Source organism: Clostridium liquoris, assembly GCF_002995785.1.
GTDB lineage: Bacteria > Bacillota > Clostridia > Clostridiales > Clostridiaceae > Clostridium_AO > Clostridium_AO liquoris.
This window is the reverse complement of record NZ_PVXO01000064.1, coordinates 15,091-32,768: the sequence shown is the minus strand read 5'-3', so window position 1 is coordinate 32,768 and position 17,678 is coordinate 15,091. Positions and strand designations below refer to the sequence as shown.

The following is a 17,678-nucleotide window of genomic DNA, read 5'->3' as shown; positions in this document are numbered from 1 at the left end:
AGGGGTCAGGTACCTAATGAAAAAATCTTTTAGGAAATTTAAAATGTACCATAAGCGCAAAAAACAATGATGTTAATCCAAAAGGAGAACCTAAATCACCATTATTAAATAACAAATATATTAAAAAGGTAAATAAAACAGTTATAATAAAAACTAATAGTAAATTTATAAAATCTGTGGTAGATAATTTTCTTTTCTCTTTTTCTAATAAATCATCTATTACTTTGTTACAAGAGCTTATTTCAAACAAACTTTTACTATATATAGTTGAACCACAAAAACTTCCTAGAAACATAGGATATTTATTAAATATAAGAATATTTAATAAATACAGTAAAAACATTGGGAACAAAACTATCACTAAAACTTTTAATGTTTTCATAATTAAATCCACTTGTAACCAGGAGTCTAGCCAATAGACATATGGTTGTCCTCTCAATAATTTTTAATTTCACTTAGGTAAGCTTCTTCCACTTATAATAATAGACTTATTTGAAATAAAATTATACACATATTAGCTTAATAGCCTATATTATGTATTGAATTTATGATGTATGAAAATAAAAATTGTTCACCACACTTCCAATTTTTGAAAAGGGTCAGGTACCTAATCAATTTATATACAATTCTTGTATAAACACATCTTCATTAAAATTTGTTTGCAATAAAACATTGTCATATTTATCTATAATATCTTTTACATTTTGAAGCCCTATGCCACGATTAGAGCCTTTAGTTGAATATCCTAATCTATATATATTAGGTATATTTACACTATCATTACAGCTATTTAATATAGTTATATTTAAAGCCTTCTGCTGCATAAAGGTTATAGCTATAAATTTCTCCTCACTATTCTTGGCTGATTCATAAGCATTATCTATGAGTATTCCTAAAATTCTACATAGCTCCATAATATCCATATTTATTTCATCTATATCATTCAATATTTCTATATAAACCTTTATCTTGTTAGCTTCTATAGTTGTTACTTTATAAGTTAATAGCCCCTTTAATCCAGCATTTTTAATTTTTTTAAGTTTTAAAATATCTGAGGGTTCATTTTCCTGTAATTTTTTATCACTGAAATATTCCTTTAATTCTTCAAAATTATTATTATCTAAGTATCCTTTTATCATAAACATTATATTGTTAAAGTCATGTTTAAATTTTGCTGTATCGTTGACTGAATCCTCTATAATGCTTGTATATAATTTCAGTTCTTCATACTCCTCTTCCTTTTTATTAATTATGGAATTCTTTTTTATAAATATTAATACAATAATCGCATAAACTATTGATATTATAAAGGTTATGCAGAAGGCTATAATACTTAAATTCTTATACAATGCAAAGTAGTTTAATATAAGCATATTTATTATAGAAATCATAAAAAATATATTAAATAAATTATTATGGTCTTTTATAGTATAAAATTTTATAAACCTTTCTTTTAAACAGGTTATAAATATAGCAATAACATCCAATGAAATAGTTAACATTATATTTGTTGTTTTATCATTGTACAATTTTGCAAAATCTATATGCAATACATTAATATAAACTGCTGTTATTAACATTTCTGAAAGCAACATTATTAAAATTATAAAAAAAGTAGTTTTAAGTGTTGTAAAAATATCTTTTTTAAAGTGAATTTTAAAAATCAAACAAGTATTTACAGTGGATAGAATTATCCTTATTTTATAAAAAAATGGTACCTGAATTAAAAAGCTAAATACTATAGATAGAACAATTACTGTTAAAAGGTTAAATAAATTTATTTTAACCTCCCATTTACTTAACTTATATGCAATGTATATACAAACATAATAATGTAAAATACTAATGCCAATTACATCCAATTTTTCATCACTTCTTTTAATCTATCTTTAGAAATCATACATTTAACTCCATCCTTCAATACTACATATGGATTATTATAATCTTTACACACATTTTCTATATAATTTTTGTTAACTATAATTGTTCTGTGAATTTGGATAAATCTATCATCTAATAAACTACTTAAATTCTTTAATGTATCGTAAAATTCTAATCTGCTATTAGATGTATATAAAACAACTTTACGGCTACTTTTTATAGTTTCTATGTAATATATATCTTTAAATAATACATTGTATATCTGTGACCCTACCTTTATCTGCAGCTTTTTTTCTGCATGTCCATTTTCTTTTTTACTCAATATTTTAGTAGCAATTAGAATACTTTCTCTTAATTGTTTCTGAAAATTATAATTTTTATCAATAAAGTCCAAAACCTTTAATTTATACTGAAAAACCTTAAACCCCATATGAGAATAATTAGTTATAAATATCATTTCCCCTAAATAATTATCTAACTCCCTTATCTCTTGTCCTAAAATCAAACCATTTTTTTCTTCATTTAAATCAATATCTAATAAATATATATTCTTCTCATTATTGTTTTTTCTCACATAATCAATACTATCATGAAAATTGTCAAAACTTACTATATTAAACTCTTTAAAGTTAATTTCCTTATAAAAATCATTGATTACATTAGTTATAATATTCCGTATTTCCAAGCAATCATCACATATCATTATGTTAATCATCAAAGTGTCTCCTTCCAGAAAAAATAATATTGTATCACCAACTACTTACTTTGTAGACCATACAACTATGGCATTAGGAAATATGGTAACTGGATTCTATGATGGAAATGTACCTGTTCCCCTTATTTACCCACCACAATATAATGCCATTGTAATGGCAGAAGATATGCCCTATGAAAATGTGAAAGTAGACTATTTTGATAATCAATTGGTGAGCAGCGATAATACATTAAAATTAAATATTGCCCCCTCTACTGAGATAATACTTGAAAATGATCAAACCTTTACCCAAAATCCTTCAAACCGATATCTAATTGTTATATATGGCCCTACCACCAGAAGTATCCCAGCTCAAACCGTACCATACAAAATTATTGTTATGTGTTAAATAAACAGAGTTCTAAGCTTTATTGGAAATAAAAACTCCCTCCAAAGCCAAGAACTCTGTTTATTTTCATAATTTCTAATACAACTATTTTGGGTAAATATTTATTTCTTAATATACAAGAGAAAAGACTTTCTTACCACTATTTTTCCTCTTCAAATCTGGCCATAGCATACAAGGCATCTGAAAGTCGGTTTACATATTTTCTAATATCTTCTCTAACATTACCTTCTTTGCTCAAAGTTATTATTACTCTTTCTGCTCTTCTTGCCACAGTCCTAGCTATGTGAAGCATAGCTGACTGAGTATTTTTCCCTGGGGTTACAAATCCCTTAAAAGCACCCGCTTTTCCCATGTATTTATCTATAATTTTTTCTAAATCATCTATATCCTTCTGTTCAATTTGTTCCTTTAGATGTTTAATTCCTTTTTCATCACTGGCAAGTTCTGCACCTAATACAAACAACTTCTTTTGTATGTCTGCTAATTCAGCTTTAAGTTCTTCATCTTTTATAAAGGAAGAAGCTGCACCTATATTAGAAATTAATTCATCTATAGTTCCATAGGCTTCAACTTTTAGGCTATCCTTCTCTACCCTGCTGCCACCAAATAAAGCTGTAGTTCCCTTATCCCCTGTTCTAGTATAAATATTGCTCATGTATAATCACTCCTTATTAATTCACAATATAAGAGAAATGGATTTATATTATTCCTCTTCGATAAAGACAATACCAAATATTAATCATTATTGCAATGCTAATTTCTTTTATATTGGGATTTCAGTTTACATTCACAATATATAACATATACTCCAGTTGCTTTAAATAATAAAGTAGATTATATCTTCCAATCTTTTACAAGGGTCAGTCCCCATACTCCCATACTCCTACACAAGTATTGGCCCAATGAATGCCCAAACCATAACCCAAACCCATAATGCCGCAGCTCCAATCCAGGCTGCTTTTAAGACTGTCTTCATATTGCTGCATCGTGCAATACCAAGCTGACCTGCAAGGTTTGCTGTAGGATATAAAGATCCTGTAATTCTTGTAGCTGCTAGAATTGCAGTAGCCCAGATTTCCATTGGTAATCCAACTGATCTGACTAAGTCGATGAACATTTTGTGTACTATTGTAATTTCAGCAACAGCAGCTGCCTCTATACCGAATCCTCCAACTAAAGAAGCAATGATTAAAACTCCTGCTTTTCCTCCACCAGAAACCAGACCCGTCAAAAGCTTACCTAATGCATCGAATCCACCACCAATATTAATCATACTAAACATTACTTCAAAGAAAATAAATACAAAGAACATATTTGTCATTTTTGATGCACCTTCAACAAATGTTTCAATTGCAGAATCAATTTCTAGTCTACTGCTGATGGTAAGAATTAAGGACAGGATTAGCATTACAATTATGGCATAATTCGTACCCTGTTTTGTAATAACACCAAAGCCAACTAAAATAGCAAATGATATTAAAAATAATATTGTTGTACGTTTTTCTTTTGCAGTTATAACCATTTTATTAATATCAACCATATCTTCAGTTATTTCATATACTTCAACACCCTTTAGTTTCTTTTGGATTTTAGTAACTGCAAAAATCGTAGCACCAAGCCATACTATGCTAAATGGAATAACAGCCCACAACATTAATTTACCATATGAAAGACCTGTAACCCCCATAGTTGCAATAGTAACTCCAGTAAGCGGCCCCATTATCAGGCCAACTTCACCTGCAACCTTAAATAAAGTGCATACAGCGCTTGGTGTTAATCCAACTGCCGCTACAACAGGGATGATAACAGGAGCAATAATTGCATTACCGCCAGCTAAGGTTCCAAGTAATCCACATATAACAATAGAGCTAATTATAACTGCTGCCATACCCTTTTTTTCAGTATTTACTCCTATCCCATTTACAATCCAGTATACAAGTGTTTGGCTTACTTTTGTTTTATTCATTAAGTAACCAAGTCCACTTCCAAACATGATTATAATGCCTATTATGGCTAAAAAAGAACCTAATGAAGCCGCAAATATTCCAGCCAAGCCTTTAATTCCTTGTCCAGTTAAAATAGCAGCTACAATTACACCTACAATTAAACCTGAAAGATTGGATTTATTTCTAAAAACCATTATTAAATATGCTAATAGTGGGATTAACGCTAATAGTGATGGTGCTGAAATTAACGCATACTTCCCTAATTCCATTTTTCTCCCCCTAAAAATTTTAATTATTTTTTAATAATACTCTGCCTTTTTTATTTTTAGTTTTTACCCCATCAATAAGTGCAGGCACTCCAGCTACAAAAACATGATAGATACCTACAGGTTTTACTGGAGAATGTACAAATGTGGACATATCCTTTACTTCATCAAAATCAAAAACAGTTATATCTGCTATATTGTTAACCTTAAGCACTCCTCTATCAGGTAAATTTATAATCTGAGCAGAAAGGCCTGTTATTTTATATACAGCGTCTTCTAATGGCATTAAATTATTTTCTCGAACCATCTGTAAAAACCTTGGAAATGTTCCAAAACATCTTGGGTGAGGATTATACTGAAGATCATAGCTAAAGTTGTATCCATCACTTCCTACTGCTATATCCATCTCCTTCATAATATTAAGAACATCAACTAAACTAAGTGAATAATATATGGCTGATACTTCTCCGCTGCACTGAATCAGAATTTTAATTACAGTATCTACTGGGGATAGGTTATAAATCCTTGAAATTTGCTCAATATTTTTCCCATCAACTTCAGGAATATGACCATGTGTAGAAGATATTCCTACACATTTTTCTCCTCCACGTCTTTCCATTTCAGATGCAATATCTAAAAGCAGCCTAGAATCTTTTGTTTTAAGTCTCCTAAGCATCTTTGAATTGCCACCATCCTGCGCCCAGCCAGGTACAAGTGCAGATAATCCAGTTGAGGTTGCTTCATATGGATATTGATCACAAGTAATATTACATCCTCTCTGGCGTGCTGCTTCAATTTTATCAAGAAGTTTCTGAGAGTTGCCCCATTGTGGTTTTCCAATAAGCTTTAGATGTGAAATATGCAAATGAACCCCTGATAGTTCTGCCACTTTAATCATTTCATCAACAGCTTCAGAGACTAAATTACTTTCACTGCGCAAGTGTACAGTTAATATGCCATTATTTGCCTTAATTACTTTTGAAAGTTCTACAAACTCATTTAATTTTCCATAGCTGCTTGGTGGATAGATTAATCCTAGAGACATACCGTATGCCCCATTCTTTAATTCTTCATGAAGCATATTTTTCATTTTATCCAGTTCTTCATTTGTAGGCTCTCTATCATCAAAACCTATTACACAAGCTCTAAGCGTGCCATGCCCAATCAATGTAGCAGTATTAATCCTCAATGGATTTTTGCTTGCAATTTCTATATAGTCTTTCATGTTGTCTATTTCCAAAGATGTATCTTCAATGCCTATTTCAATTGTTCTTGAAAAAAATTCTCTGATCTCTTCTCGATTAGACTTATTGGATGGAATTAAAGAAATACCACAATTACCTGTAACCTCCAATGTAACTCCTTGATGTAACATACTTTCTGATTCTTTTGAATTGAGAGGGCATGCATCTGAATGGGTATGAAGATCAATAAATCCTGGTGAGATAACTTTCCCCTGGCAATTAATTATTTTATTACCTTGAATATCTGGATCATCAGTGATTTCTGCAATCTTATCACCTTTAATACAAACCGAAGCCTTATAGGGTGGCTTTCTTGTGCCATCTACTACTAGTCCATCTTTCAGAACAAAATCATACATAATAAACACCTCCATTGAATATTTCATAAAATCTCTTGCAGACTTAAATACAACTGCCACATCTACTTGCAAGTTATATTAATATTATGAAATTGTCTTCCACTTTATTCCATACTATTTATACTTAAACAAAATAACAATCATGACTAATTGCCAAAGTTAATAGAATGTAATAAAATTATAGCTATATCATATATTTGAGGTGAAATCATTATGGGTTATATTGAAAAGGGTTCAAATGAATTTAAAAAAGCCTGCATCGCACTTTTTGCAGGCGGCTTCTGCACCTTTGCAGTTTTATACAGCACACAGCCGTTGCTTCCCTATCTGTCTCGGGAATTTCATATTTCTCCCGCAGCCTCTAGCCTTTCGCTTTCAGTTGCCACAATTACACTGGCAGTGAGTCTGCTTATAGTTGGTTCTTTATCGGAGGTATTGGGTCGAAAGCCAATAATGACATTTTCAATGTTTTCTGCATCTATCCTGGCAATACTTACAGGATTTGCTCCAAATTTTAACTTTCTTTTGGTACTTCGTGTACTGCAGGGTTTTGCTTTATCGGGATTATCTGCTATTGCCATGGCGTACTTAAGTGAAGAGATTGATCAAAAAAATCTTGGAGTAGCAATGGGCATATTCATTAGTGGAAACTCTTTAGGTGGAATGTCTGGCCGTATTATCATAGGAATTCTTACGGATATTTTTAATTGGCGTGTTGCACTTTGCACCATAGGTGTATTGAGCTTGGCATCAAGCCTATTGTTCGTAATTGAACTTCCACCCTCAAAGCACTTTCAGCCCCGTACTCTAGAAATAAGGAATTTATTTAAATCCTTGCTGAGTCATCTGAAAAATCCAAGCTTGCTTTCTCTTTTTTGCATTGGATTCCTACTGTTAGGAAGTCTTGTTTCCTTATACAATTATATAGGCTTTCAGTTGATTGCTCCGCCATATTCTTTAAGCCCCACCCTTGTAAGCTTTATTTTCGTACTCTATCTTACAGGAACCTTTAGTTCTACCTGGATGGGCCGTTTAGCGGACAAGCATGGAAAGCAAAAGATACTCTTCAGTGCACTTTTTATAATGCTTGTTGGGGTATTAATAACCCTAAGTATCAGCTTGATTTTAAAAATTGTAGGCATTGCTATGTTAACCTTTGGTTTTTTCGGAGGTCATTCCATTGCCAGCAGCTGGGTTGGGCGCCTTGCAACCCATGACAAGGCACAGGCTTCCTCACTTTACCTTTTCTTCTATTATGTAGGTTCAAGTGTAGGAGGTACTGCAGGCGGAACCTTCTGGACATTATATGGATGGAATGGTGTGGTTGGCATGATTATATGCTTTATTATCCTAGCTATTATACTTTCAACCAGACTTTCACCAAGTAAAGTAAAATAATTCAATATAGATAAAAAGCACCAGGAATCATCCCTTCCCGGTGCTTTTTTATCCTATGACTCTCCGCTCTAATACTCCCCTTTTTTCATGAAGTATAAAAAGTGAAATCTATCCTCATATTGTAATAAACTCATAATTTAAATCATAGTATTATTATATAAACAAGCTTTCTTAAATGAATGTATTTTAAAATTAAAGTGTTTTTCACTTTCTAGGTGGTGCATTGAAAATGATAGATAAATTAGCTTTACAGCTTACCTCCTACATTTGTCCTGAAGCCTACAACAATGTTAAAGACAGAGCAAGAATACAGTATGGCTTAAATGTACTTTTAAGTGAAGGATTTAAAATTGTTTCTTTATTACTGTTCTTTAATATAATACATAGACAAAAATACTTCTATTTTTCCTTACTCATACTTCTATCCACAAGGGTATTTGCTGGTGGAGTACACTTAAAGGGAAATCTGAATTGTTTGCTTGTAACAACACTAATGTTTATCTTAACTAGTGTACTTGCTCCATTAATTCCTAGGCTTCCTAAAGTATATTATCTACTTGTTGGTATAGCAAGTTTTTTAATAGTTTTAGTTAGGGCCCCAATATTTAGTGTAATGAGGCCTATAAAAAGTAATAAGAAAAAGCTGCAGTATAAGTTTACCGCAGCTCTGTCTGTAGCTTTATGGATCATTATTTTATTGTTTTTAGAAAGCACTCCCTATGTTAACTGCGGCTTCAGCACTATATTAATACAAAATATACAGCTTGTGCTGGTTAAAAAGCCGAAGCTATAGCCTATTTAAAAAATAATTTACAAGCGGGGAACGAGTATAATATTAACTACTCGGTGCTTCCAGCTAAAAGGAGGAAATTTATGAAAAAATCAAAGGGTTTCAGAGGAGCAACTATGTTATGTGCACTTTGCCTTACTATAACTTCATTTGTAACTATATGGTATGGCTCTTTTCTCTTTCTTGGGGAGCCTGAAATTCCAGAATGCTTGAAAGAAGAATAGTGACTAATCTATGACAATTTAATGCTAAAAATTGTATAGCTGTTTTCAAAAGATAGTTGAATTCTGCCTCCGTAGGATTCAACTATCTTTTTCACGTTATATAGTCCGTATCCACGATTTTCTCCTTTTTTAGTAGTATATCCTAAATCAAAAATTTTACCGACATCATTAAATTCTATTCTTTCTCCTGTATTTCCGATTTCTATAATATAATTCTCTTCAAGATAGCCTATATTTAAGAATACTCTTTTCAAATCACTTTTTGAATTTAAAACGGCTTCAAAAGCATTATCCAAAAGATTATTTAAAACCTCTGAAAGTTCGTAATCCTTAAAAGGAAATGTAGAAAACCCTTGAATGGCATATTTAAACTCAATATCCTTCTTGGAAGCCTCATTTATTTTATTGTATAGAATAGCCGTTACCACAGTATTATCTATTTGAAGTACCTTATCCATGTTTTCCATGGAGGTATTAAGGGAATCCATATATTGTGCTATAGTTTCCTTTAAATTTTTTTCATCGGATACTAGAGCAAGGCTATAAATAGTATTTAGATGATTTTTAAAATCGTGTTGCCTCCTTCTTACGTCTTCTAATAGCTTCGATATTACAGCAGAATATTTCTCATACTCCTCCAGTGACTTCTTTATTTCATTATTTTTCATATTATACTCAAGAAAAAACAAATTTGCCAGAATGAATACTATAGGAATGATAAGATACAGTGCAATCACATCTAAAAATTCATTTCTTTTAAAATTCCATACCCATTTTGCAATTACTATATAAATAAGAAGATTCACAGAAAAAAAATATATTTTAGAACTTTCCTGTTTTAAAAAAATCTTTAGCTTTCCATAAGATAAATATTTATATATATATAAACTTAAAAGCATGCAAATGAGGTTTGCAATAAGTAAATATATGAAATCATCCTTCGCCATAAAGTCTGGAATAGACAATCTCAATATAATTATTAAAGTAAGCTGCATTATGCCAAAAACAGCCATAACCAAACCGAACTCTAACAATAAATACTTTATTTTTTTCTTAAATGTAAACTTAATAGCTAAAAATAAAAACAGATAATTAACAAAAAACTGCAATTGAGGATAAATGCAACTTGTAATTTGCGCTACTAATGAAGTGAAAAGTACAATGATGACACTTTTATATAATGTCTTTTCATATTTTTTATTAAACCTGTTCCACAGCAGCATAAAGCTCCCTACTTCAAGTAATATTAGAATAAACATCTTATAATCGCTCATCTATCTCTCCATCCACAACATCATTAAACTTGTCCATTATACATTTCTTATAATTGTTTCCTAATAATGCAGTTTTGTCGGTATTATAAAAATAAATTTTGTAAGCAGTTTTATCATTAGTTTTTTCAATCTTATTGATATATTTTATATTAACTAAGTAAGATCTATGGCTCTGAAGGATATTCTTATCTTCTATCATTGAATTTAGTTTCTTAAGCGATAAATAATCTATGGTGAAGGAACCATTTATGGTATGGATTATTGAAGTTCTAATAAAGACTTCTACGAAAATTATTTCATTAATAAATATTTTTACCTGGATGTTTTTTACAGGAACGATTATAAACTTCTTTTTAATTTCCGTAACGGCAGCCTGTGCACAGCTGTCTGACAGCAAAAGCTTTGTTATCCTTTGAATGTTTCCCTTATTATAAGGCTTTAATATATAATCATAACAGTGAATTTTCTTAAAGGCTGAAAGCATAAATTCTTTGTAAATTGTCACAAATATTATCCAAGTTAGTCTATAGTTTCTCATTTTCCTTATTTCGAGAGCAAAACTAAGACCTGATTCATTTTTTAAATTAATATCCACATAAAAAAGGTCAATCATCTTCTGCTTGGCTATTTCAAAAGCTTCTGCAGTATTGGTAGCTTCATATACTTGATACATGCCGTCGTCTGACTGTCTTATAATATCTGACAGGGTTCTCAACTGAATACAATCATCTTCTAAAATTAATATATTGTACATATAGTATCATACCCCTTTGTATAATTTGTGTTTAATTAAATATTCTATATTGGTTTATAAATACCTTCCTGTAAAATTAAAATTTTAGTTAATTGAATTAAACATTTCGCTGAAATTAATTACAACAATTGGTGCTTTCATGTAATTTTAAGTACAACCCAAAATAATATATGCTACAATTAAGCTACAAGCATATATTATTTACTAAACTCTATTCAAGAAGTGAGCAGATTGCACCTATCCATATCTTTGTGAAAGGAGTGTGATCTTATGAATCTAAATTTTATAATTCCTATTTTATGTATAACAATACTTGGAATTGTTGCTATGCTGCTTGGCTTCTGTTACAGACAAGATATAATGAAAGCTTTATTTCAAGCAAAAACAACTGTAAAAAATGATGAGCTTTCCTCTGAAATCACATTAAATCTTAACAAAAAAGAAAGCAATAAGTAGCTCTGCCAAGCTTCCTATTGCACCAAAGAACATTTAATTTATAATGTCATAAGCTAATTGCAAAGTCCTGCAATCTGCCCACTTTATAAGTATACCACAAATATTGGTAATAATTCAATACATATTTGGATAATAACATTTATCATCTGATTTAATTTTGCCTAATAACATCTTTAATTAATATAAAAAAAATACTATACTTATATAATACATTAGTTATATTAAATAGAAAAAACTAGATTGAGGGGTTTGTATATGAAGAGAAAAGATATCCTTGAGCTAAAAAAACGTTTAAAAAAAGATCATTGCACCTTCACCAAAATGTGTGGCTGCTATGTTAATGGTGAAAAAAATATTATTTTAAATTTTAGAGAAAACTTTTTAAATTTAGAGGAGGATGAGTACTTTAAGTATTTAGAAATTGCTAAAAAAGTCCTATCTGGAACCATTGGTAATAATATTTTAGAGCTTAACTTTCCACTTAATGAAAATCTTGAAAATGAAAAACAACTTTCTCTCATGCAGCTTAAAAAAAGCCAATTAAAGGATGATGCTCTGCTTCAAGATTTTTATAAATCCATTATAGATAGTTATGATTATACTGGTAATTTTTTAATACTAGTTTTCCATGATGCTTATGATGTTATTAATAAAACCACTGATAATGCTAAAATAGATGAATCTGAAGAAGTATATGAATATATTTTATGTGCAATATGTCCCGTTTCACTTTCGGCTCCTGGGCTTAAGTACTCCGAAGAAGAAAAAAAAATAAAATCACGTATTAGAGATTGGGTGGTGGATGCTCCAACCCTTGGATTTGTATTCCCTGCTTTTATTGATGGTGGTTCAGATGTTAACTCCATTATGTACTACACTAAAAATGCAAAGGATCCACATCCTGAATTAATGGAAAAAGCTTTAGGTTGTTCTTCAAAACAGACTGCCACTATTCAAAAGGAAACCTTCCAAACAATTATTAAAGATTACATTGACACTGATGAAAAAAAAGCTGAGAAAACTTTAATGGAAGTACAAGAAAACCTAAATACTATGGTAGATGAATACAATGCAACATATGATGATGTAGATGATGAACCTATAACATTAACGCAAAAGGATGTACAAAATCTTTTAATAGAAAGTGGAGTTCCTGAGGAAGCTACTACTAAAATTGAAAATTCTTATGTAGAAAACTTTGGAGAAGACCTGCCTTTAGCAAAGAATTTAATTGACCCAAAAATACTTAAGGCAAATGCTCAAAGAAAAAAGGAAGCACAGCTTGAAAAGAAAGTAGAAACACTTCAAGCTAGACTTGATCAAGTTAAACAAGAAACTGCTGCAGATGATGAAACCCACATGTCTACAGAGGTTAATGATGATAATGTGGTTTTAGAAGAAGCTTCCTATGACGTTATACTTAAAGTAAAACCTGAAAAAATACCTGAAATAAAATCTCAAATAATTGATGGTCAAAAATGCATAGTTATTCCTATTAATGAGAATGAACAGACCACAATTAATGGTTTAGATGATTTGATTTAAGTTATGTGAATTAATAAAGAAAAATAGCAAATCTGAAAATAAAGAGATTGCTATTTTCTTTACCCTTTATTATAATATATCTTCTTATAATTTTGCTGCTTTTATTGATGCAGACATAATATATTCTCCAACTTTTAAGTTATGCCCCCATTTTTCAGCATATTCCTTTGAGACTTCTTGGGTTTCAATGCTAATATCACTAAACCCAGCCTTTTCTAAATATAATCTTAATTCTTCAACTGAAGATGCCCCAGTAACTCATCCACAATAAAGCTTCTCATCTTGCTTCATTTCCTTGGTCAATTTTCTAATAAGAACTATATCAGAAATAGCAATTCTACCACCTTTTTTTAATACACGATATGCTTCATTATACACCCTTTGTTTATTTGGAGATAAATTTATAACGCAATTTGAAATAATTACATCCGCAGTATTATCTGCTGCAGGAATATTTTCAATTTCACCTAATCTAAAGTCTACATTTCTATATCCATATTTCTTAGACATAACCCTTGATTTATTGATCATCTCTGGAGTCATGTCAACTCCAATAATATATCCCTTAGTCCCAACTTTCTTTGAAGCTAAAAAGCAGTCAAATCCCCCTCCACTTCCAAGATCTATAACGGTTTCCCCTTCTTTAATATTAGCTATTAATTGGGGATTCCCGCAACCTAGTCCCATATTAGCTCCCTCTGGAACAGTTGATATTTCTTCGTCAGAATATCCAATTTTACGTGATATATCTATGGAAGATTTTTTAAGGTTAATACTTCCGCTACAGCAGCCATTCTCTTTTACATTTCCAATAGCTATTTTCCTATAACTATTACGAACAGCATTTCTAACATCTATCTTTTTAAAATCACTCATGTTTTTCCCTCCTGACCTCTTTCTTGAAATTTGTAGATAAGTAAAAGGTAAGGACTAAGAAGTAATAGTTGTGGTGAAAATTCAGCCTTGCTGAATTTTTTTCATAAACCCTTATTTTTTACTTATTAGTTCTTAGCTAAATAACAAATTACTATTTATAACACTCAACTTTAAATTGAAATTTATTAGCCTTTTAATCCTTTCGCTTGTCTATCCATATCCTCAATTACGATATCATAAATTTCGCCCAGAGTTGAACAGTATTCTAATACTTTCCATGGTTCATTTGTATGAAAATGAATCTTAATAAGTTCTTCATCACCTACAGCTAATAAGCAGTTTCCTTTAAAGTTGTTTGTAAAATAATCATTGATTACATCTTCATCGAGATTTTCTCCTTCAATTAATAACTGGGTATCATATCTAAATTCTAACATCTTTTTCCCCTCCATAAATTTCTATTTTGTCTTGCATTTAAAAATCATTTTCCCCATTTAATTGTAGCATATTTTGTAAATATAGTATTACTTATAGAAAAAATCTCAAAAAAATAGTAGCCACGTACGCAAATGGATAGCTACTATTTTTTAATCATATTAAATTAAAGCTCTTACCCTTGTATAACAGCAACGGTAAGGGCTTTTACTATCATAATAATATTATATTACTTATTCGGTAAGTCTAAAATCCAATCTATCCAAGCCATTACACTTTCTGATCTTCGAGACAGTGTGCTACTTTCCTTATCCACATTATATATATAGCAGCCCTTCAACTCTCTACATAAGGATTCTTTATTTAAAGGCTGAGCGGTATCAAAATATTGTCTTAATGCTACATTAAAACTTTCGTGTTCTAATATGCACCTAACAAGATATAGATACTTTTGCTTATATCTCATTTTCATAACATGTCTCCCTTTTTCACTTAAGGTATACATTATTTCATTAGTATCACTATCTTTATACTTAGTAACTAAGCCCAGGTAAATTCCTGAGTTAGTATAATAATCGGTCTGCCTCTTGGAAAACTGATAATTTGATGTAATTTCATCCTTAGATAAATCCTTATTATAAAGGATACCCAAAAGGTCTACTACTCTTTCAAATCTATTTGCTTGAGGAAAAGGTACTTTAGGTTCTTCTGCTATTTTTACATTATTAAGTATTTGGTAAATATCTTCTAACTCTATCTTTTCAGGTGCAATTATATAATTTTTCTGTTTTACGAGACTTAAAGAATTATACAAGTTGCTATCTTTAAATTCATATTCAAAAAAACTAAAAACATCATTTGAGTATGTCATAAAAGTGGGTATTACCTTTTTAGAAACTTTATCTTGCCAAAGTCTATAAGGGTAATATAACTGTCGAACCAAAAAATCTTCGACCTCAAAATTTTTCGCTTCAACAATCATTAAATTGCTATAGCTTTCAAAGCCTGCATCTATTTCACATTGGCTGTTTTCAACTTTAACAGGAAATAGTTTATTGCCGCTTTTTATGTTAAAGTCAAAGGTATTAGTTGACATTCTTCCACCTAAAGTAAAAATAGCATCTTCACCCATTAAATCACTGATAATACCACTTACATAAGCACAATGAATAGCAGAACTTTCAGAGTATAAATCATTAAAATCTATACTTTGTATGTCTGTAGGAAAATTTATAGGGATATTCTCTATATTATCACTATACCTTACATCATGGTAAGTTTGAAATTGACCTAGTATATATTTATTTCTACTTATAGGAAGTATAGATATTTTATATTTCTTAAAGATACTTGGTAAATTTACCTTATGGTCAAACTTAGCCATAAGACGACTTTCTCTAAATTCATTGATATCTTTAGATTGTATCTCATAAAAACCATTAGCATTTATTTTATCTATTATTTTGTACTTATCAAATAATTGCTCCCATGCAATATCATTCTTAGTAGCCTTTCCTGCACCCATACTCTATCCCCCAAAATTGTACTTAGTAATTCATTACTAATACCTCATCAACTTTTCCTCTTTTTAAAGCATTCGAATTAATGCTTCGGCTCGCTGATACAATTTCAATCCTATAATCTTTATATAGATCTTTTATAAAATCAGTTGAAGAATTACTTAATAATACAAAACAACCTTTTTTATTAAGTCTATCAAAAACAGACTTTAGTCTTCTTTGTTCATCCCTACTAAATCCATCTAAAGAATAACCTGTAAAACTACTTGAATCACTTACTGGATCGTAAGGAGGGTCAAAATAAATAAAGTCTCCTTTTTTTGCATCTCTTACAACTTCCTCAAAATCTTGGTTACTAATAATAATATCACAAGAATTTAAAAAGTTATGTACAGCTTTTAGAACAACTTCATCAAGAACCTTAGGATTTTTATAGTTTCCATATGGCACGTTATATTGACCTTGGCTATTTACTCTAAATAATCCATTGAAGCAAGTTTTATTTAGGTAAATAATCCTTGATGCCCTTTGCACTGCAGATAATTCATTAAACTCAGGTTTTCTATCCAGTTCCCTTATATTATAGTAGTAATCAGATGAGATTTCATGCCTTTTTAAATCCTCTACTAAATCATCTAATGAATTTTTAATAACATTATAGCAGTTAATCAATTCTGAATTTATGTCATTTATAACAGCCTTCTTAGGTTGTAAATCAAATAAGAACGCCCCAGCCCCAACGAAAGGCTCATAATAAGTCTTATATTTCAACGGAATATATTTATTTAATTCTGGTAATAGCTGTCTTTTACCACCAGCCCATTTCAAAAATGGTTGAGCTAATAAATTCTTTTTCAATGCTTTCCCTCCCTACCAGAATATCTTTTTACTATGCAAATTATATCATAAAGTATTAAAACTCGCTAGACGATAGAACATATATTCTTGTGAAATCAACATATTGATCAATTGTCATCTGTCAACTTAAAAAAATTGTATCGCAATCTTCATTTATATAATATATCTACTCAGATTCTAATATTCTGGCAGAATCATTTGTTATCTTAATTAATAATTCATATTCTTCTTTTCCTAAGATTTCTTTATAACGATTGTGTAATTTTACCCTATACTTTTGTATATCTTCTTGAATTTCTTCTCCTTTTTTAGTTAAGTATATATGAGATAACTTTCCTTCAGCTTTTCTTTCAACAAAACCATTTATCACTAATTTATCTATAAGTCTAGTTATTGTAGATGGCTTTAAATGAAGTTCTTCGCATAATTCTTTTTGTGTTATTCCAGATTTAAATTTCACACCGAGAAGTACATATACATAGGTCGGCGACATTCCTAACAACCTTGACTCGTCTTCAGCTATTTTAGCTGCTATCTTTTTTAACCTAGTTGCGGTAAAATATAAACACTGACAGAAATTTTGTTCAAGCATTATATCCCATCCCCCCTTGTAAATTCTTATAATTTATCTATATAAATGATATGTTAAAGATAATTTCGAACATTTGCAACTAAATTAGTGTTAATATTTTATTTTTTCCTTTATTTTTACTATTAAAAGAATTATTTAATTGTAGAAAAAAGTTGAT

Annotated in this window: 18 protein-coding genes and 1 pseudogene; 6 read left to right on the top strand and 13 right to left on the bottom strand. The window is 30.3% G+C overall.

Features of this window, described 5'->3' with window-relative positions; all coding sequences use genetic code 11:
* Positions 1-13: 13 nt before the first annotated feature.
* From CLLI_RS11725 to CLLI_RS11715, 3 genes are all read right to left on the bottom strand, one after another.
* Complete coding sequence (locus CLLI_RS11725) at positions 14-382, bottom strand: hypothetical protein (protein ID WP_106064396.1); 369 nt, start codon at positions 380-382, stop codon at positions 14-16.
* A 229-nt stretch (positions 383-611) separates the two neighbouring features.
* Positions 612-1,862 (bottom strand): sensor histidine kinase, encoded by a 1,251-nt coding sequence (locus CLLI_RS11720; RefSeq protein ID WP_106064395.1) that lies wholly within the window; start codon positions 1,860-1,862, stop codon positions 612-614.
* Positions 1,853-2,596 (bottom strand): LytR/AlgR family response regulator transcription factor, encoded by a 744-nt coding sequence (locus CLLI_RS11715; RefSeq protein ID WP_106064394.1) that lies wholly within the window; start codon positions 2,594-2,596, stop codon positions 1,853-1,855. The genes CLLI_RS11720 and CLLI_RS11715 overlap by 10 nt, the downstream gene beginning before the upstream one ends.
* A gap of 22 nt (positions 2,597-2,618) precedes the next feature.
* On the opposite strand from CLLI_RS11715, the pseudogene CLLI_RS11710 reads away from it, so the two are divergent.
* Positions 2,619-2,984, top strand: a pseudogene (locus CLLI_RS11710) (hypothetical protein); the annotation flags it as partial.
* Positions 2,985-3,123: 139 nt separating this feature from the next.
* Here CLLI_RS11710 and CLLI_RS11705 read toward each other — a convergent pair.
* From CLLI_RS11705 to CLLI_RS11695, 3 genes are all read right to left on the bottom strand, one after another.
* On the bottom strand, positions 3,124-3,639 hold the full coding sequence (locus CLLI_RS11705; protein ID WP_106064393.1) for a cob(I)yrinic acid a,c-diamide adenosyltransferase: 516 nt from the start codon (positions 3,637-3,639) through the stop codon (positions 3,124-3,126).
* A gap of 228 nt (positions 3,640-3,867) precedes the next feature.
* Positions 3,868-5,199, bottom strand: a complete 1,332-nt coding sequence (locus tag CLLI_RS11700) for a TRAP transporter large permease subunit (protein WP_106064392.1) — start codon at positions 5,197-5,199, stop codon at positions 3,868-3,870.
* 19 nt (positions 5,200-5,218) lie between these two features.
* Positions 5,219-6,799: an N-acyl-D-amino-acid deacylase family protein gene (locus tag CLLI_RS11695; RefSeq protein WP_170063721.1), complete on the bottom strand. Its 1,581-nt coding sequence runs from the start codon at positions 6,797-6,799 to the stop codon at positions 5,219-5,221.
* A 213-nt stretch (positions 6,800-7,012) separates the two neighbouring features.
* Here CLLI_RS11695 and CLLI_RS11690 point away from each other — a divergent pair, with 213 nt between their 5' ends.
* The 3 genes from CLLI_RS11690 to CLLI_RS11680 all read left to right on the top strand — a co-directional run bounded on the left by CLLI_RS11690 (position 7,013) and on the right by CLLI_RS11680 (position 9,211).
* Complete coding sequence (locus CLLI_RS11690; RefSeq protein WP_106064390.1) at positions 7,013-8,197, top strand: MFS transporter; 1,185 nt, start codon at positions 7,013-7,015, stop codon at positions 8,195-8,197.
* A gap of 229 nt (positions 8,198-8,426) precedes the next feature.
* A complete protein-coding gene (locus CLLI_RS11685) occupies positions 8,427-8,990 on the top strand; it encodes an accessory gene regulator ArgB-like protein (RefSeq protein ID WP_106064389.1) in 564 nt (187 codons plus the stop codon).
* Positions 8,991-9,070: 80 nt separating this feature from the next.
* On the top strand, positions 9,071-9,211 hold the full coding sequence (locus CLLI_RS11680) for a cyclic lactone autoinducer peptide (protein WP_106064388.1): 141 nt from the start codon (positions 9,071-9,073) through the stop codon (positions 9,209-9,211).
* 8 nt (positions 9,212-9,219) lie between these two features.
* Here CLLI_RS11680 and CLLI_RS11675 read toward each other — a convergent pair whose 3' ends face one another.
* Positions 9,220-10,485: a sensor histidine kinase gene (locus tag CLLI_RS11675; protein WP_106064387.1), complete on the bottom strand. Its 1,266-nt coding sequence runs from the start codon at positions 10,483-10,485 to the stop codon at positions 9,220-9,222.
* Complete coding sequence (locus tag CLLI_RS11670) at positions 10,472-11,239, bottom strand: LytR/AlgR family response regulator transcription factor (RefSeq protein ID WP_106064386.1); 768 nt, start codon at positions 11,237-11,239, stop codon at positions 10,472-10,474. Before CLLI_RS11670 ends, CLLI_RS11675 begins: the two co-directional genes overlap by 14 nt.
* Positions 11,240-11,509: 270 nt before the next feature.
* Here CLLI_RS11670 and CLLI_RS11665 point away from each other — a divergent pair, with 270 nt between their 5' ends.
* Positions 11,510-11,695, top strand: a complete 186-nt coding sequence (locus tag CLLI_RS11665) for a hypothetical protein (RefSeq protein WP_106064385.1) — start codon at positions 11,510-11,512, stop codon at positions 11,693-11,695.
* 255 nt (positions 11,696-11,950) lie between these two features.
* On the top strand, positions 11,951-13,240 hold the full coding sequence (locus CLLI_RS11660; RefSeq protein ID WP_106064384.1) for a DUF4317 domain-containing protein: 1,290 nt from the start codon (positions 11,951-11,953) through the stop codon (positions 13,238-13,240).
* Positions 13,241-13,324: 84 nt separating this feature from the next.
* Here CLLI_RS11660 and arsM read toward each other — a convergent pair whose 3' ends face one another.
* The 5 genes from arsM to CLLI_RS11630 form a co-directional block, all read right to left on the bottom strand.
* Positions 13,325-14,116, bottom strand: coding sequence for an arsenite methyltransferase (arsM, locus tag CLLI_RS11650; RefSeq protein ID WP_170063720.1), 792 nt, complete (start codon positions 14,114-14,116; stop codon positions 13,325-13,327).
* A 185-nt stretch (positions 14,117-14,301) separates the two neighbouring features.
* Positions 14,302-14,553, bottom strand: a complete 252-nt coding sequence (locus CLLI_RS11645) for a kinase to dihydroxyacetone kinase (protein WP_106064381.1) — start codon at positions 14,551-14,553, stop codon at positions 14,302-14,304.
* A 227-nt stretch (positions 14,554-14,780) separates the two neighbouring features.
* On the bottom strand, positions 14,781-16,076 hold the full coding sequence (locus CLLI_RS11640) for a type II restriction enzyme (RefSeq protein ID WP_106064380.1): 1,296 nt from the start codon (positions 16,074-16,076) through the stop codon (positions 14,781-14,783).
* 22 nt (positions 16,077-16,098) lie between these two features.
* Positions 16,099-16,929: a DNA adenine methylase gene (locus tag CLLI_RS11635; RefSeq protein ID WP_106064379.1), complete on the bottom strand. Its 831-nt coding sequence runs from the start codon at positions 16,927-16,929 to the stop codon at positions 16,099-16,101.
* A 166-nt stretch (positions 16,930-17,095) separates the two neighbouring features.
* Positions 17,096-17,521: a MarR family winged helix-turn-helix transcriptional regulator gene (locus CLLI_RS11630; protein WP_106064378.1), complete on the bottom strand. Its 426-nt coding sequence runs from the start codon at positions 17,519-17,521 to the stop codon at positions 17,096-17,098.
* Positions 17,522-17,678 lie beyond the last annotated feature (157 nt).

Excerpts from the sequence above, each read along its gene's own strand:
- CLLI_RS11640 (WP_106064380.1), bottom strand. The coding sequence starts at position 16,076 with ATGGGTGCAGGAAAGGCTACTAAGAATGATATTGCATGGGAGCAATTA.
- CLLI_RS11630 (WP_106064378.1), bottom strand. The coding sequence starts at position 17,521 with ATGCTTGAACAAAATTTCTGTCAGTGTTTATATTTTACCGCAACTAGG.
- CLLI_RS11670 (WP_106064386.1), bottom strand. The coding sequence starts at position 11,239 with ATGTACAATATATTAATTTTAGAAGATGATTGTATTCAGTTGAGAACC.
- CLLI_RS11715 (WP_106064394.1), bottom strand. The coding sequence starts at position 2,596 with ATGATTAACATAATGATATGTGATGATTGCTTGGAAATACGGAATATT.
- CLLI_RS11645 (WP_106064381.1), bottom strand. The coding sequence starts at position 14,553 with ATGTTAGAATTTAGATATGATACCCAGTTATTAATTGAAGGAGAAAAT.
- CLLI_RS11680 (WP_106064388.1), top strand. The coding sequence starts at position 9,071 with ATGAAAAAATCAAAGGGTTTCAGAGGAGCAACTATGTTATGTGCACTT.
- CLLI_RS11690 (WP_106064390.1), top strand. The coding sequence starts at position 7,013 with ATGGGTTATATTGAAAAGGGTTCAAATGAATTTAAAAAAGCCTGCATC.
- CLLI_RS11725 (WP_106064396.1), bottom strand. The coding sequence starts at position 382 with ATGAAAACATTAAAAGTTTTAGTGATAGTTTTGTTCCCAATGTTTTTA.
- CLLI_RS11700 (WP_106064392.1), bottom strand. The coding sequence starts at position 5,199 with ATGGAATTAGGGAAGTATGCGTTAATTTCAGCACCATCACTATTAGCG.
- CLLI_RS11695 (WP_170063721.1), bottom strand. The coding sequence starts at position 6,799 with ATGTATGATTTTGTTCTGAAAGATGGACTAGTAGTAGATGGCACAAGA.
- CLLI_RS11685 (WP_106064389.1), top strand. The coding sequence starts at position 8,427 with ATGATAGATAAATTAGCTTTACAGCTTACCTCCTACATTTGTCCTGAA.
- CLLI_RS11675 (WP_106064387.1), bottom strand. The coding sequence starts at position 10,485 with ATGAGCGATTATAAGATGTTTATTCTAATATTACTTGAAGTAGGGAGC.
- CLLI_RS11660 (WP_106064384.1), top strand. The coding sequence starts at position 11,951 with ATGAAGAGAAAAGATATCCTTGAGCTAAAAAAACGTTTAAAAAAAGAT.
- CLLI_RS11705 (WP_106064393.1), bottom strand. The coding sequence starts at position 3,639 with ATGAGCAATATTTATACTAGAACAGGGGATAAGGGAACTACAGCTTTA.
- CLLI_RS11665 (WP_106064385.1), top strand. The coding sequence starts at position 11,510 with ATGAATCTAAATTTTATAATTCCTATTTTATGTATAACAATACTTGGA.